Genomic DNA, 16,501 nt, shown 5'->3' with positions numbered 1-16,501 from the left:
ATTTAATCATTATTCCTCACTAACCGCATTCATGCGATCATAGAAATTTCTGTATATATTCGTAATTCCCTGGCGTAAGAAGTAATATTCCGGTGAGCCATCATAATCACCCTTACCCTGTGCATAGTCAAATCCTACCCTATAAAGACCACATCCGCCAATCAATTGATCTATCTCATAAGGTTTTCCATTAACAGTATAAGTACTTTTATATACGTAATTTGACATACCGAGGAATCCTCCTCCAGAATTGGCATAGGATTCAAAATTTTCGGTTGCTATGGTTCTGCGGACAATTTCATCCGGAGTGATAATCCCTTGCTGTATCCAATCATCCATATCACGTAACACTCCCGTCATTCTGTAATCTGCCATTCCACCATAAGCCTGCAATACAAAATAGTCTACATAATATGAAAGCCATTCTTTATCCATACCGGTTCGGATTCCGACCTCACCGTCAATTAAGAAAAGGAGACGTTTCTCTGGCATAGGACGGTCTCCACGATCGCGATTAGGATCCATAGCACCATGTCCAAACCAATAAGAGAGTTCCTCTACAAAGATGGTTCTCTGTACTTTATTTGACCAAAGCGGACCTACTCCCATTCCACCACCCGGTTCATAGTCCCAATCATAGCCATCATAGCCACATTCGAGACAAGCTCTGTAAAGATCTTCGGCATAGGCTTTAATTGCAGGTCTTACTTTTTCCGGATCACTGCTAGTTCCGGCTTCGTGATAAATTTCTTTATCCGGAAGGTCATCGCCAATGTTTTGAGAAAATAAAGTAACGACCACCTTTGTACCTTTCACTTTTTGCACATATTCCATATCAGCCTTTCGTTCCGGAGTCAATTCAAATTTCGGATGTCCCCCCCAGTTGGAAGCAATGGTTACGGAATCAGGCAAACCTCTCAAGCTATTTTCACCGGTAGGAGAAGTTCCCGTCCAATTGTCGAACCATACAAACACTTGTGGAAGGCCCGGTGTCTCTTTCCATTTACGCAAAGCAGCAAAATATTCATCAGTCTTGACGGTTTGATTCAAATCAACATCATTAATAGATTCCACATCCGTACATCCAACGAAGAATGTTGCGGCAAATGCAAATCCTAATGCATTCTTTATATGCTTTATATTCATATTCTATATTTTATCAGGTTAAAAATTAGTTCTTTTTTGCCCACCACAAATCCGTAGCTCCAGTGTCCGGACCACCTAACATCGTTGCAATAGCTGCCGATACATTAGCAGAATTACTGGATTTTTCTGTTGTAGGATATGGCAAACGGCGAACCATACGTTTACTATCAATGTCACCTATATAGCCAACAGAGCTTAGATTGTCACGTGCAGTGAACAGCTCAGGATAGCCGGTACGACGATAATCACACCAAGCTTCAATTCCCAATGGATAGTTGGCAATCCATTTTTGAGTAATAATCTTCTGGAGCTTATTACTTCCGTTTTCCCACGCAACAGTAGGTACATCAGTAAATGAAATATTGTTTTGAGAATTCCATCGATCTGTATACCCTTGAGGAACAACTGTGCTTGAAAGGTAATCACCAATCTCTACACCATGTTGATTCATTGAAACCTGAATGCCCTGTTCATAGTAACTCTTAGCCGCTACTGCTCCACCTGCAATCCATCCCTGTAAAGCTGCTTCCGCTTTCAAGAAATATGTTTCTGCCGCATAGAAAACCGGCATAGGAGAAGCTTCTGTAACAGCTGGTTTGGAATACCTTGCGGCACTACCTTCAACACTTTTACTTGTATCTTTAATGCCCATACGTACACCACGATACTCTCTATATGAAGTCGAGGTATTCATATATTTGCTAATACGCGGATCATTATATCCATTCATGTATGCGGAAAGTGTCGCATTGATAGCTAAGTCACCCCAATCAGAAGCGATCCAGAACGGATTATATGGCATAGAGGGGAAAAAGGCATTATCCTCATTAGATTCTATTACTCCCCCGTTAATCGCTTCCGCCATCATTTGTTTAGCATATTCCGTATCTTCAGTATTAGAGGCAATACGCACAGCCATGCGAAGTTTCAAAGAATTAGCATATTTGATCCATTTGCTAAAATCACCATTATATATGATATCATATTCGGCAACAGGCACTTCTTTTCCTTCATTTTCTTGAACAAAAGCCGAAAGCACATTAATACTACGTGTCAAATCATCAAACATATTATGATAGAGTGTTTTCAAATCATCGTATGCCACCTGAAATTCTCCTTTTCCCATTTCTGAATAAGGAATAGGACCATAAATATCGGCAACACGAAGCATAACGCCTACCCGAAGAATAGATGCCCACGCATAAATATACCCGGTACCCCCGGTAGATTCTTTTATTGTCTGGAAATTTGGATAAAATTCCGTAAACATATCTTTGTAAGGAACATCTACCCAGTCGGCACTAGGATTGAATGTTCCGAAATTAGTGCCATTCCAAGGAGCAGTTGTCGCGAAATACCCGCCATACTGTCCCACCATTTGTTCGGTGTGCTGACTGTTATTTTCCTGGCAGGCATTCAATAAACGAGTCATAGACACAAACAACGTACCTACCCGCTCTGTCGGAGTCATATCCTCTGGATACACGTCCGTTGGATGTGTATTTAATTCATCAAAGTTTCCCGTACACGAAGCGAATAGCAGAGTAGTAGTAAAAGCTGCCACGCTTACAGTCTTGATTATCTTGATTTTTTTCATTATTCGTTGCTTTATTAGAATTGTACTTTTATACTAAATCCCATGTTTCTCAAGCTAGGCTGCATGAAATAATCCACACCAGTATAGAAAGTGCTGGTAGATGACGCAACCAATTCAGGATCGAACGGTGCCTTGCAATATATCATAGCGAGGTTGTTTCCAATTAAACCTAATGTCACATCAGCAATGTTATATAACCATTTTTTAGGAAGTGTATATTCAAGACTAACCTCCTGCAAACGGATATTGGTTGCTTCGTACACATAATGGTCACCTTCACCAGTACCAGCCGCTACTATACCCAAATAATCTTTAGCAGACACATTTCTGTTGTTGATCATTACACCTCCAGCCTGACGAAGTTGCGCGCTATATTCGGAAACGCCACAACGGTCAAGAAACGCTTGTGTATTAGACACAACCAAACCACCAAAACGTCCACTTAACAATACATTCAGACGTATACCTTTATAAGTAAATGAATTTCTCCATCCTAAATTAACTTTTGGAAGCAATGAACCAATTTTCCGATATTCAGTCTCCACCATACTCGGCAAACCAGTCTTGGCATCCAAATAAATATAACCATTATTATCGCGTTTGAAGTCACGGTTGATATACAAGTCTCCCATAGAACCACCCTCTGTCAGACGTACTACCGGTGAAGTTGATCCTCCTAATCTAGCTTTGTCTACATAAGGCATTTCAATCGGTTCACCTGTTATTCTATTAGTTACACCATCTGCCAGCCTTTTGATTTTATTTTTATTATAAGTAAAAGTAAAATTACTGGACCAACCAAAATCACGCCATTCATTTTTGTATCCCAAAGCCATCTCTATACCCTGATTCTGTACACTACCTGCCTGGATGTTGACAGCTGTATAACCAGAACTTGCCGGAAGAGGTGCAGCAAACGTTTGGTTACGCGTATCAGAGTTGTAATAGGTAATATCAAAATTCAATGTATTTTTGAAGAAACGCATATTCAATCCCGCCTCATAAGATTTGGTAATTTCAGGTTTCAAATCAGAGTTCGGATACAGGGATTCTGCTTTGTATTGATCTAGTTGGTCGTCATACGTATAACGCACCTTTGTTAAATATGGATCATAGGCATTACCCACAGAAGTGAAAGAGAAACGCGCTTTCAAGAATGAAAACCATTCGGGCAAATCAATAACTTCACTCAAAATACTTGAAATACCGATAGAAGGATAGAAGAATGGTTTATTTCCTCTTTCAGAAAGAGCTAGAGAAGAATCCCAGTCAGCACGTCCGGTAAGACTTAAGTAGAGAAAACTTCTCCATCCAATTTCCGCATTGGCAAAAACTGATTGAGTCTGACGCTTTAAACCATCAGCATTTACTTTATAATAACCGCTGCGTGTCAGATTTTCGATAGTAAAATGGTTAGTCACATTATTCAAGTCTCCATGTAAAGAAGTCAATTCCATACGGAGATCTTTAATAGAAGCACCCAAATTGGCTGTTACATTAAACTCATTGAATGTTTTGTTGAAGTTCGCCAATACATCCGCATAAACTTGTCTGTCCAGACGGTTTTCTTCTTTATATCGCCCTTTCGAACCAGCAAAGTTACCAACTGTACCAGCGTGGAATTTTTCTGTATATTTACTTTCGGTATTATCAATGCTCACACGTCCTTGCACATTTAACCCATCAATGATGTTATATTGTAGGCTGGCAGCCAACTTATAACGTCTTCTATCATTCTCACGGTTCATGCGATTCATAATCCAATAAGGATTCTGAGATGAAACACCTCCTAAATCACCATATGGCCAATACTGTGTATTTACCCCCGATAAATCATCATAACGTTCATATACAGTTACATCAGAAAAGTCTTCACCACGTGGAAACAAATACAAAGAAGTAAGCGGGTTGAAATACTGTCCTTGAGATACCATATTCTTATCGTTTTGAATAATATAGTTGGCACTTGTATCCAAAATAAACTTATTATTCAGAAAATTGGTAGTATTACGAAATGAGAAATTATATCTATCGTAGTCATTATTAGGCATAATGCCTGCTGCATTAGTTGTAGCTACAGAGATATAACTTTGACTCTTATCATTGCCAGTGGAAAGAGAAAGTGTATTAGATACATTACTTCCTGTGTTAAAGAACTTTGCAGGATCGTATCTCTTATCCGTTTCCAATCCCCAGCTCATCACTTCCCCCGTCATATTACCATAAGTATTCTGAAACTTTGGCATCATCATAGGATCGCTGAATGTAGTATTATTACTATAAGTCACAGTTGTCTTGTCAGCACGCCCTTTCTTAGTAGTAATTAAAACAACTCCATTAGCCCCTTCATATCCATATAACGCAGCTGCAGAAGGTCCTGTCAGCAATGACATACTTTCAATATCATCCGGATTAATGTCAGCAATTGATTCACTGCCCGGTTGCGTTGCCATCGCTCCATCACCACCAGAAGAAGCGCGATTGTACATTGGAATACCATCAATCACATAGAGTGCATTATTGTTTTGCGTGATAGATTTAGCGCCTCGCATTACCACCTTTACACCACCACCAGGACCTGAAGCACTAGAATTAATCTGCACTCCCGCTGCCTTACCAGCCAGTGCTCCCATAAAGTTTGTACTTTTTACAGTTGTAAGTTCATCCCCTTTCACCTGTTGTACATTATACGTCAAAGCTTTCTCCGAGCGCTTGATACCCAATGCAGTAACAACAACTTCATCCAATACTTGCGTATCTTCTCCTAAAGTTACTTTCAGAGGTTGAGCATTGGCAAGCGTGATTGCTTGGGAGGCATAACCGATATAAGATACTTCAAGTACATCACCTTTGGCAGCCTGTATTTTGAAATTTCCATCCATATCAGTGATAGTACCATTTGAAGTTCCTTTTACCAGAATACTAACTCCGATCAATGGTTCTCCTTTTGAATCGGTAACAGTACCACTCGCCATAATTGGAGCTTTTTTCTGCTGATCTTCTTTATTACTCTTTGCAGAAAGTACAATATGATTATCTACTATTGAAAAACTGACATTAACTCCTCTGAACAACTGATTCATTACATTATTCAGAGATTCTTTTGTTACCTTGATGGATACGATGCGATTTATATCGACATCATTTGTGTTATAGACTACTGACATTGAGGTTTGTCTCTCAACTTCTTTCAAAGCAGTATTTAAGGGTACTTTTGATAGATTAAGAGTGATCGTTCGTTCTTGCCCATAAACTGAAGCAAAACACGAAGCCAACAAAAGGAAGAATAACAAGTATGAGAACTTGTGTTTTATAATTTCTTTCATCTTATTCTTTTTAATTAGAAATAGTTTTTAGGGAGTTTAATTAGGAACGGTAACTAAAATTACCGTTTTCACACAAAGGTTTCATGTATCTCTGTTTCTCATAATTAATAAATTTAAAGGTTACACTTAAAATAAATTCCATAAGCGCTTATTCAATAGTAATACATTCTATGTTGTAACCTTACTAAACGAAGATAGGATTTTTTTTGAAAAAAAATAATAGAAGCAAATTCCTAATTGAAAAATAAATACTCAAATATTTGATAAATAGAATCTTATACACTTATTGAAATCAGGCTGATTTATTATATTTGCATACATTTTGCATACAAATCATGTATATTTCAGTTAATGTATAGATATAAACATTCATTTTTATGTTCAAATATTCAAGAGATGGAGTCTCTGTATTAACCATATTAGATACCAGAAGAGTGAAAAAGAGCGGGTTGTTTCCTATTAAAGTTCAAGTGGTATTCAGAAGAAAACAAAAGTATTACTCAACAGGAAAGGAACTTTCAAAAGAAGATTGGAACAGACTGCTAAAAGCGAAAAGCAGGTTATTGACAGAGATACGAAGTGATATAGAAAGTAGTTTTTCTAATGTAAAACGGCACATTAATGAACTAATACAAAAGGGTGAATTTAATATTGAGACTTTAAGTATTAGGTTAGGAAGACAAATGAAAGATATGAACCTGCATAGTGCTTTTAATCTGAAAATGAAAGAACTAAAAGACAATGAGCAGGCAAGTACTTATCTAAGTTATCAGAGTGCACTAAAAAGTTTAGAGAGTTTTGGCGGAACATATATTCCTTTAGAAAGAATTACAGTAGATTGGCTCAAACGATGTGAGCGTTTCTGGCTTTCAAAAGGTAAGAGCTATTCAAGCATTAGTATTTATTTCAGAGCTTTAAAGTGCATACTAAATCGTGCTATACAAGATGGCATATTAAAAGAATCATCATTTCCTTTTGGAAAAAATAAATATGAGATTCCTGAAGGCTGTGGACGTAAATTAGCACTCACTCTTGCTGATATAAAAAAAGTAATGTCCTATCAAGATGGAACAAAAGATATAGAAGAGTTTCGAGATCTATGGGTATTTTCTTATTTATGCAATGGTATCAATTTCATGGATTTACTATTTCTTCAGTATTCAAATATTGTAGATGGAGAGATATGCTTTGTACGTTCTAAAACTTCGAGGACAGCTAAACATAGTAAAGAAATACATGCAATAATAACTCCGGAAATGTGGAATATCATTCATAAATGGGGGAATCCTAGAATTAATCCACAAACATATATCTTTAAATACGCTGACGGAACAGAAAATGCGTTTGAAAGAGTTAGGCTAGTGAGGCGTATTGTTACTAAATGCAATAGAAGACTCAAAAAGATAGCTCAAAATACAGGGATTTCTCAATTAACAACCTACACCGCTAGGCATTCATTTGCAACAGTTCTAAAACGTGCAGGTGCTAAGACTTCTTATATTTCAGAAAGTTTGGGGCACTCCAATTTAGCTGTCACAGAAAACTATCTAGCCTATTTTGAGAAAGAAGAAAGAATAAGAAATGCTCAATTGCTTACCGACTTTAATATTTAAATTAGAATAGTGCATGCAAATTGTATGTACATTCTTTATTTTCTCTAGTTTTTCAATACAACAATTTGTGAAAAAACAGAAGAGATAAATGGACTTTTCATATTTATTTTTAATTACAGGAAAATTATGTTATATATCAATTAGACAGTTTTACGTCAAATTTTATAAATATGCCATTTGCATGATGATAATGTTTATAAAGTCTATAAGTATCTGTTCTACATTTTACTTACTTGAAGCATAGCTTTAGGGAACGAAAAGCTATGCTTTAGGTAGGCTAAAGCTATGCTTTGGAGAATTGGTAAAACAATATTTGATTTTCCTACATATATGTTTTTTTCTATCCCCTTCACCTTTTTTCTGAACACCCGGTGACTAGGCCGTTTATGGGTGAAGGGGGACTCTTCATCGTTACATTCATATCGAAAGAATGTTGTAACAGTACTTTCTAAAATCATTGCGTTAATTGTAAAAAACACTGTGATGTTTTTTACAATCATCCCAATGTTTAAAAAAAACATCCCAATAAAAAATAATCTATGAGCATATTTCATTTCCAAGTAAGGTGAAAGAATCGCCTTTCACCCGTAAACGTCCTGTTTATCGGGAGTCCGGAAGAAAGGTGAAAGATAATAAATATTATTGGTGGTGATGAATTGTAGAGACAAGACACTGCAATCATATGCATAATGCTGTTTAATTTTGAACAATTACTTATTGATAAATAATAAAGGTGTTATATATTTTATTCCCTAATCATAATAATGCACAGTTTCTCCCAAGCAATCACGCTTGCCAATGCTCAACCTCTGAAAGTAACTTTAGGAGAAGATACGCAAGTATTGGATGAAGTTGTTGTTACTGCATTGGGTATCAAGCGTGCAACAAAGGCATTAAGTTATAATGTACAGGAAGTAAAAGGTGACGAATTGACAGCTGTAAAGGATGCTAATTTTATGAATTCACTATCAGGAAAGGTTGCCGGTGTTCAGATTAATAGTGGTGCAACCGGTGCTGGTGGTGCCACACGTGTTGTTATGCGTGGAATGAAATCTCTGACTAAAGATAACAATGCATTGTACGTGATTGACGGTGTACCTATTTTTAATACAGGGAAAAGCGGTGGTGAAGGGTTATTCGGAGACATGGGAGGATCAGATGCCGTTGCTGACTTAAACCCGGATGATATTGCTAGTATCAGTATGATGACCGGTCCTTCAGCGGCAGCATTATATGGTTCTGCTGCGGCAAACGGTGTTGTTTTAATTACTACTAAAAAAGGCCAAACAGAGAAAACTACCATAACAGTATCCAACAGTACTACCTTTTCTAAAGCATATATTATGCCGGATATGCAGAACCGTTATGGCACAAGTTCCGGATTATTCAGCTGGGGAGAATTGACAAACCGTCGATATAACCCATCTGACTTTTTTGAAACAGGATCCAATGTTATCAATTCGGTAGCATTATCTACAGGAAATACCAAAAACCAGACCTATCTTTCTGCTTCTACAACTAACTCTGGTGGTATTCTTCCGAACAACTCCTATAACCGTTATAATTTTACGGCACGTAATACCACCCATTTTCTAAATGATAAGCTTACTCTGGATATCGGTGCACAATATATCGTTCAGAACAACAAAAACATGGTTTCTCAAGGACAGTATTATAACCCTCTCCCATCACTGTATCTATTCCCTCGTGGAGACAACTTTGACGAAATTCGTTTGTATGAACGTTATAATACTAACTACGGCTATATGGAGCAATATTGGCCTTATGGTGATGCAAGTTTGTCATTACAAAATCCATATTGGATACAAAATCGTATCAACCGTACTTCCAACAAGAAACGTTATATGATGAACGCTTCTTTGAAATGGCAGGCTACAGATTGGCTCAATGTTGTCGGTCGTGTCAATCTGGACAACTCCGACTACCGGAATAAAAACGAAAAATCAGCTTCTACATTAACAACATTCTGTGGTGTAAGCGGTGGTTTTGAAGATGCTATGCGTCAGGAACGTTCTTTATATGCCGATTTCCTGGCCAATATAGATAAAACATTCGGTGATTTTCATTTAACAGCCAATGTTGGTGCTTCCATATATCATACTTCAATGGATCAGTTATATATTGCAGGCGACCTGGTTATTCCCAACTTCTTCCAGATCAACAATATTAATTTCTCCGCCAACTATAAACCGGACCCTACCGGATATGAAGATGAAATTCAAAGTATTTTTGCCAGTGCTGAATTAAGTTGGAAAAATCAACTGTATTTAACTGTAACCGGACGTAATGACTGGGATTCAAAACTCGCATTCTCCAAACAGAAATCTTTCTTTTATCCGTCAGTCGGTTTATCGGCTTTATTATCAGAAATGGTTAAACTACCAGAGGTGATTTCTTATGCTAAAATACGCGGTTCGTATACAGTGGTAGCCTCTTCCTTTGATCGTTTCCTTACTAATCCGGGTTACGAATACAACAGCCAGACACATAACTGGGCGAATCCGACCGTATACCCGATGGACAATATGAAACCTGAAAAGACTAAATCCTGGGAAATCGGCTTGAACTTGAAATTCTGGGGAAATCGGTTTAATTTAGACGCTACTTACTATCGTTCTAACACATTAAACCAAACATTTAAGGTGGATATCCCCTCTTCTTCCGGATATAAACAAGCGATTGTACAGGCCGGTAACGTGCAAAATCAGGGTATTGAATTAGCTTTAGGATTCAGTGATAAATGGGCAGGATTCGGATGGTCTTCTAATGCTACCTTCACTTTAAACCGTAACAAGGTGAAACGACTGGCAAGCGGCAGCGTGAATCCTGTGACAGGAGAAGCTATCCAAATGGATGAAATGAATGTGGGTTGGTTAGGTAAAGAGAATGTAGCTCCCCGCGTCATCCTGACAGAAGGAGGTTCCATGACCGATATCTATGTATACAACCAACTGACAAAAGACAATAACGGTAATATAAAAGTCGATCAGAATGGTAATCTGGGTATCACTTCATCAAACACTCCGGTAAAAGTCGGTAATCTGGATGCTGATTTCAACCTCGGATGGACCAATCATTTCAATTACAAAGGAATCGACTTGGGAATTGTATTATCAGCCCGTGTAGGCGGATTAGCTTATTCGGCTACTCAAGGTATTTTAGATTATTATGGAGTGTCGGAATCATCTGCAACAGCTCGTGATAATGGTGGTATTCCTATTAATAACGGTAAAGTTGATGCCCAAAAGTATTACCAAGCTATCGGTACGGGTGAAGGTGGCTATGGCCGTTATTATCTATATAGTGCAACCAATGTACGTTTGCAGGAATTGAGCTTAAATTATACACTTCCTAAAAGATGGTTTAAAAATGTGGCGAATATTACTTTAGGTGTTGTAGGACGTAATTTATGGATGATCTACTGTAAAGCTCCATTCGACCCGGAATTGTCTGCCTCTACCTCCAGTAACTATTATATGAATGTAGACTACTTTATGCAACCCAGCTTGCGTAACTTCGGTTTTAATGTGAAAGTTCAATTCTAAAAGAAAAAGCTAATGTTATGAGAAAATATTTAAGAAATATCACAGTCGGTGCCGCTCTATTGTTACTGGCAGGAAGCTGTACCGATAAATTTGAGGAGTATAATACGAATCAATATCAAATTCATGATGCAGACCCTGCTACTTTGATGAAGTCTATGATTGAAACAATTGTGAATATTCAGCAGAATGACTCTCAAATGCAGGATCAGATGGTGGGACAGTTAGGTGGCTATTTATGCTGTTCTAACACATGGAGTGGTACAAACTTCAGCACATTCAATCAGAGTGACGCCTGGAATGCCACCCCTTGGAACACTCCGTTTGAAAAAATATACGGAAACTTTTTCCAGATACAGGAAGCAACTAATTCTACCGGACACTATTATGCTTTCGCCTGCATGATACGTGCCATAACGATGCTTCGCGTTGCAGATTGTTATGGACCGATGCCTTACAGCCAAGTAAAGAAGGGGAATTTCTATGTATCTTATGATACCCAGGAACAGGTCTATACTAATATATTAAGTGATTTAGCCAATGCAGCTGATGTTTTGTACAACTATTATGTAGAAACAAATGGTAATGCCCCATTGGGAGCCAATGATCCGGTTTTCGATGGAAATTATTCAGGCTGGGCTAAGCTAGCCAATTCAATGCGTTTACGTGTTGCAATGCGAATCAGCGGAACATGGCCAAGCATTGCTCAAGAGGCAGCTGAAGCAGCAGTAACACATAAGGCAGGATTGATTGAAAGTAACTCGGATAATGCTATGCTTTCTTGTGGCACACAAAGTAATCCATATCAACTGGCAGCTGTAAGTTGGGGTGATCTGCGTGTGAATGCAAATATTGTAGACTATATGAATGCATATGACGATCCACGTATGCCGAAGTTCTTTAATAAGTCTACCCTTACCGGAAAAACAGATGAATATGTAGGTATGCGTACTGGAGATGCTGATTTTAAAAAGGCAGACGCAGCGGGATTCTCTATTCCTGCATATACGGCAACTTCTAAATTAATGGTTTTCTGTGCTGCAGAAACGGCTTTTTTACGTGCAGAAGGAAAATTGCGTGGTTGGAATGTCGGTTCTAAAACAGCAAAAGCCTATTATGAAGATGGCATTAATTTGTCAATGGAACAGTATCAGGTTTCAGCCACTGAATACTTGAAGATTGACGAGGCTCCTGTCGTATCACATGAAAGTGATGCTGTGCAAAATGCTACTGCTACAATTACCAATACAGTAAGTGTGATGTGGGATGACAACGAGGCTGATAACGTAAATGGAAAGAATTTCCAACGTGTCATTACTCAAAAATGGATCGCCAATTATCCATTAGGATTGGAAGCATGGGCTGAATATCGTCGTACAGGTTATCCGGAACTTTATCCTTGCATTGACAATTTATCTGATTGTGGTGTGAGCAGCCAACGCGGTATGCGTCGTCTAAGCTTCCCTTATACAGAGGCACAAAACAATAAAGCCAATTATGATCAGGGAGTAGCAGAACTTGACGGTGCTGATAATGAAGCTACTGACTTGAAGTGGGCTAAGAAGAACTAATTTATATAATGCATAAAAAGGACTTTTATGAAGAAAATTTATTTATTATACATTGTACTCATATCACTGGCAACGACCTCATTGATCGGTTGCAATGACTGGACGGAGTCGGAAGCAAAAACTTTTCCCGAATCGATCGTATCAGATGAATATTATGCGGCCTTGCGTGCCTATAAGCAAACAGATCACCAAGTTGCCTTTGGCTGGTTTGGTGGCTGGACAGGTGAAGGTGCTTTTATGAAAAGCTCTCTAGCCGGTATTCCGGATAGCGTAGATATTGTTTCTATTTGGGATAATGGAACAAATCTTTCTGAAGCTCAACGCAAGGATATGGCTTTTTGCCAGAACATGAAAGGTACAAAAGTTATATATTGTTCAATTATCGGTGGTGTGGGAGACAAACTGACTCCACAGAATATACTGGATAATTGGAAAGAAATGGGATATAATAGTAAACAGGAAGCTATTAATGATTTTTGGGGATACCCGTCAGACGAAAGTAATATAGAAGCAGTAGAAACTTCAATCCGCAAATATGCAAAAGCGATTGTAGATACTTTAAATCTATATGGCTATGATGGATTTGATATAGATTACGAACCAGTGGCCGGCCCCTACACCGGAAATATTGTCGATTCAGATGAACATTTGTTTTTCTTTATTGACGAATTAGGCAAATATCTGGGACCGAAATCCGGAACTGGAAAACTATTGGTCATTGATGGTGAACCTCAAAGAATTACTACCAAACCTGAAATTGGGACTTACTTTGATTATTTCATTATTCAAGCTTATAACCCGGGTGGTGATTCTAATTTGGATGGAAGACTTATTGATGGTAACGTATGGGGACCGGCATTAATAGCTACTTTTAATGGGGTGATGAGTGAGGAAGAAATCACCAGAAGAACAATAATGACTGAAAATTTTGAAGCAACTGATGCTGCTATGGATGGCGGATATGATTACAAAGATCGTTATGGTAATAAAATGAAATCTCTCGAAGGTATGGCACGCTGGCAGCCTAGAAATGGTTTTCGTAAAGGTGGGGTAGGAACTTATCACATGGAAGCAGAATTTGGTACTTCACCGGAATATAAGAATATACGTCGTGCCATCCAGATTATGAATCCATCATCACATTCATTACTTAAAAATTAATGTAAACTATGAAACGTATGAATTATATAAGAACTTTATACTTCTCTGCAATTATAGCAGGCTTAGGAAGTATGGTAAGTTGCGGAGATGCGAAATATGATGCTTTAGACACACATGCTTATATTGAAGAAGCACTTTCAAGTACAAGCCAAAAAGTAACTGTACAAGCCTCTGGCGAAAGTTTTACTACTCTAAATGTGCATCTTAGCAATCTTTCTTCTACAGACAACCATTATAAGTTGGTCACGGACCAATCTGTATTGGATGCTTATAACCACATTAATGGAACCGGATATATAATGTTGCCTGAAGGATATTATACACTACCGGAAACTATTACAGTGAAAGCCGGACAGTATGCCACTGATGCCCTCTCTATTGCCTTGAAAGCTTTTAGCCAGGAAATGATGAAGTCAGGAGAATCATATGCGCTGCCTGTAAAACTTGTATTGCAGGATGGAAGCATTTCACCAATGGAAAATACCGGAACTTTTGTTATTTTAGCTGAAAGTATTATTGAGTTTTCAGCCCCGATGTTTACCGGTTCTGCTAATTTAACTTCTAATAAATATGCAGAATCATCTGAAACGTATGCACAATATACGATAGAGGTTCGTTTTCAAGTAAGTAATATGAATAATCGAAATCGTGCTATTTTTAGTAATGGTAACGGTGATGCCCTGAATAATATCTTGTTGCGTTTTGAAGACCCACAGTCTGATAATGAAAATTTCAAGGCTCATTCATTAGTACAAGTTGTGGGTCGTAATAGTCTTTATTTGAATCCAAGCAATTCTTTTAAGCCTAATGAATGGCAACATCTAGCTCTAGTATGCGATGGTTCATCTTACCGTCTTTATATTAACGGAATAGATTCAGGTGTCTTGAGTATTCCATCGGGACCCACTATTTTTTCCAGTATAAGTTGGTTTTCTGCCGATACATGGTGGAGTGGTTGTAAGATTTTGATGAGCGAAGCACGTATCTGGTCTGTAGTTCGTTCCGCTTCTCAAATTCAGAATAACATGACTCAAGTTAGCCCAAAATCTGTGGGTCTGGAAGCTTATTGGCGATTCAATGAAGGACAAGGCAATGTATTCGAAGATGCAACCGGCAAAGGTCATACTTTGACTACTTCTGTTACTCCTACCTGGATTGACGGTATTTTATCTACAGATAAATCTACCGAATGGAAATAGTAATAATTTAATCGTATGTACATATGAAAAATATATTTCAATCACTATCAATAGCAACTCTACTCGGCTTGTTTGTACCGTTCATTTCGTCCTGTAGTGATGATGAAGAAGTTTTTAACGAGTGGAATGCTACGTATGTGTCTCTACAGAGAAATGACTATTTATCGGGGAATGTAAAAAAGTTCAATCTGACTCATGATGCGAATGGAATCGGAGGAGATGAAATTAAGATGGCTTTTACTGTAAAAACACAGAAAGCAGTCTCTACAGATATCGTTATCACATTAAGTGCAAAAAGTGAAACAGAAGGGCTTGATGCAAGCCAGATCGTTTTAAGTTCCTCACAGGTTATTCTCAAAGAAGGACAGATGACTTCCGAAGAAATCACAGCAACGGTTGATCCGACGATATTTGCCAGTATCATGGAAAAAACAAGTTTCTCTTTCAGTGTCTCAATCAGTAATGTAACGACCAATGATAAGAACACTGTTATTAGCAGTAGCTTAAGTACATTACCTGCCATTATTAATAAAGCTGCCTACTGCAATCTAAAAAGTGGTACTCCTGACAATAGCCAACTTATCAATAATCGTGCAGGTTGGATTATTAATGTAGAAGAAGGAGTAGAAGGCGCACCCAATAATTTAATCGATGGCAAGACTGGAACTGACGTTGCTCTAAATAATAAAGGATTCTGGTTTACCGTTGATTTAGGAGAAACTAAGCTTTTAACAGGTATCAAAACGAATCATTGGGGATATGCATTTGCTCCTAGAGAAGTGGAAATATTACAGTCTGAAAATGGTACGACATGGAAATCATTGAGTTCATTAACAATACCCAGTAATAGTACACAAAATATTACGTTCATCTCTCCTATTACTACGCGGTATCTGAAATATCAGATTATCACTATCTCTACAAACGGTCGTACGGATGTTACAGAATTTAATGTTTACGAACCCAAAAGTGAATAAACATAATGAATAGATAACATAGAAATGATAGAATAAAGGGTAACCCATTGGATTACCCTTTTTCTTAGAAACATACCTCACAAACATACAGGTCAGTCCGAAAACCACGCTTTAGTTCAAACCCGTACCAGATTTGAACTAATTCATTGTATAGGAGTTTAAACTAAACATTACACAATGAAAAAACGATCTATCATACTATCATTTATTTTAGTAATATTCTAATTATCAAAAGAATAAGTATGATAGATAACTCTAAAAAAATGTATCTATCATACTTTTACCAGTAAAAACGGGTTATCTATCATCTACAAAATAGCCGTATAAATATTCTATAATAAGCATAAG

General features: G+C 37.8%; 9 protein-coding genes. 6 read left to right on the top strand and 3 right to left on the bottom strand.

What is annotated here, in order from left to right:
* Window positions 1–9 precede the first annotated feature (9 nt).
* The 3 genes from I2I13_RS20515 to I2I13_RS20505 are packed head-to-tail and all read right to left on the bottom strand — an operon-like array spanning window position 10 to window position 6,069.
* Entirely contained in the window at window positions 10–1,146 is a 1,137-nt protein-coding gene (locus I2I13_RS20515) for a glycoside hydrolase family 18 (protein ID WP_148366788.1), read from the bottom strand.
* A 25-nt stretch (window positions 1,147–1,171) separates the two neighbouring features.
* Complete coding sequence (locus tag I2I13_RS20510; RefSeq protein WP_195650369.1) at window positions 1,172–2,743, bottom strand: SusD/RagB family nutrient-binding outer membrane lipoprotein; 1,572 nt, start codon at window positions 2,741–2,743, stop codon at window positions 1,172–1,174.
* Window positions 2,744–2,757: 14 nt separating this feature from the next.
* Complete coding sequence (locus I2I13_RS20505; protein WP_195650368.1) at window positions 2,758–6,069, bottom strand: TonB-dependent receptor; 3,312 nt, start codon at window positions 6,067–6,069, stop codon at window positions 2,758–2,760.
* A 377-nt stretch (window positions 6,070–6,446) separates the two neighbouring features.
* Here I2I13_RS20505 and I2I13_RS20500 point away from each other — a divergent pair, with 377 nt between their 5' ends.
* The 6 genes from I2I13_RS20500 (at window position 6,447) to I2I13_RS20475 (ending at window position 16,153) form a co-directional block, all read left to right on the top strand.
* Entirely contained in the window at window positions 6,447–7,682 is a 1,236-nt protein-coding gene (locus tag I2I13_RS20500; RefSeq protein ID WP_148366791.1) for a site-specific integrase, read from the top strand.
* Between the two features lie 764 nt (window positions 7,683–8,446).
* On the top strand, window positions 8,447–11,248 hold the full coding sequence (locus tag I2I13_RS20495; protein WP_229128685.1) for a SusC/RagA family TonB-linked outer membrane protein: 2,802 nt from the start codon (window positions 8,447–8,449) through the stop codon (window positions 11,246–11,248).
* Window positions 11,249–11,265: 17 nt separating this feature from the next.
* Window positions 11,266–12,816, top strand: a complete 1,551-nt coding sequence (locus tag I2I13_RS20490) for a SusD/RagB family nutrient-binding outer membrane lipoprotein (RefSeq protein WP_148366793.1) — start codon at window positions 11,266–11,268, stop codon at window positions 12,814–12,816.
* Window positions 12,817–12,843: 27 nt separating this feature from the next.
* Window positions 12,844–13,977 (top strand): glycoside hydrolase family 18, encoded by a 1,134-nt coding sequence (locus I2I13_RS20485; protein WP_195650367.1) that lies wholly within the window; start codon window positions 12,844–12,846, stop codon window positions 13,975–13,977.
* Between the two features lie 8 nt (window positions 13,978–13,985).
* A complete protein-coding gene (locus I2I13_RS20480; protein WP_148366795.1) occupies window positions 13,986–15,176 on the top strand; it encodes a DUF1735 and LamG domain-containing protein in 1,191 nt (396 codons plus the stop codon).
* A gap of 23 nt (window positions 15,177–15,199) precedes the next feature.
* Window positions 15,200–16,153, top strand: coding sequence for a DUF4999 domain-containing protein (locus I2I13_RS20475; RefSeq protein ID WP_195650366.1), 954 nt, complete (start codon window positions 15,200–15,202; stop codon window positions 16,151–16,153).
* Window positions 16,154–16,501: the final 348 nt, after the last annotated feature.

The sequence above is a fragment of the Bacteroides sp. D55t1_190419_B8 genome (genome assembly GCF_015558905.1).
GTDB classification, from domain to species: domain Bacteria; phylum Bacteroidota; class Bacteroidia; order Bacteroidales; family Bacteroidaceae; genus Bacteroides; species Bacteroides vicugnae.
The sequence above is the reverse complement of the archived record's forward strand: the minus strand, read 5'-3'. Positions and strand labels throughout refer to the sequence as shown.

Coding starts and splice junctions, on each gene's coding strand:
- I2I13_RS20480 (WP_148366795.1), top strand. CDS start 13,986: ATGAAACGTATGAATTATATAAGAACTTTATACTTCTCTGCAATTATA.
- I2I13_RS20475 (WP_195650366.1), top strand. CDS start 15,200: ATGAAAAATATATTTCAATCACTATCAATAGCAACTCTACTCGGCTTG.
- I2I13_RS20505 (WP_195650368.1), bottom strand. CDS start 6,069: ATGAAAGAAATTATAAAACACAAGTTCTCATACTTGTTATTCTTCCTT.
- I2I13_RS20485 (WP_195650367.1), top strand. CDS start 12,844: ATGAAGAAAATTTATTTATTATACATTGTACTCATATCACTGGCAACG.
- I2I13_RS20510 (WP_195650369.1), bottom strand. CDS start 2,743: ATGAAAAAAATCAAGATAATCAAGACTGTAAGCGTGGCAGCTTTTACT.
- I2I13_RS20515 (WP_148366788.1), bottom strand. CDS start 1,146: ATGAATATAAAGCATATAAAGAATGCATTAGGATTTGCATTTGCCGCA.
- I2I13_RS20495 (WP_229128685.1), top strand. CDS start 8,447: ATGCACAGTTTCTCCCAAGCAATCACGCTTGCCAATGCTCAACCTCTG.
- I2I13_RS20500 (WP_148366791.1), top strand. CDS start 6,447: ATGTTCAAATATTCAAGAGATGGAGTCTCTGTATTAACCATATTAGAT.
- I2I13_RS20490 (WP_148366793.1), top strand. CDS start 11,266: ATGAGAAAATATTTAAGAAATATCACAGTCGGTGCCGCTCTATTGTTA.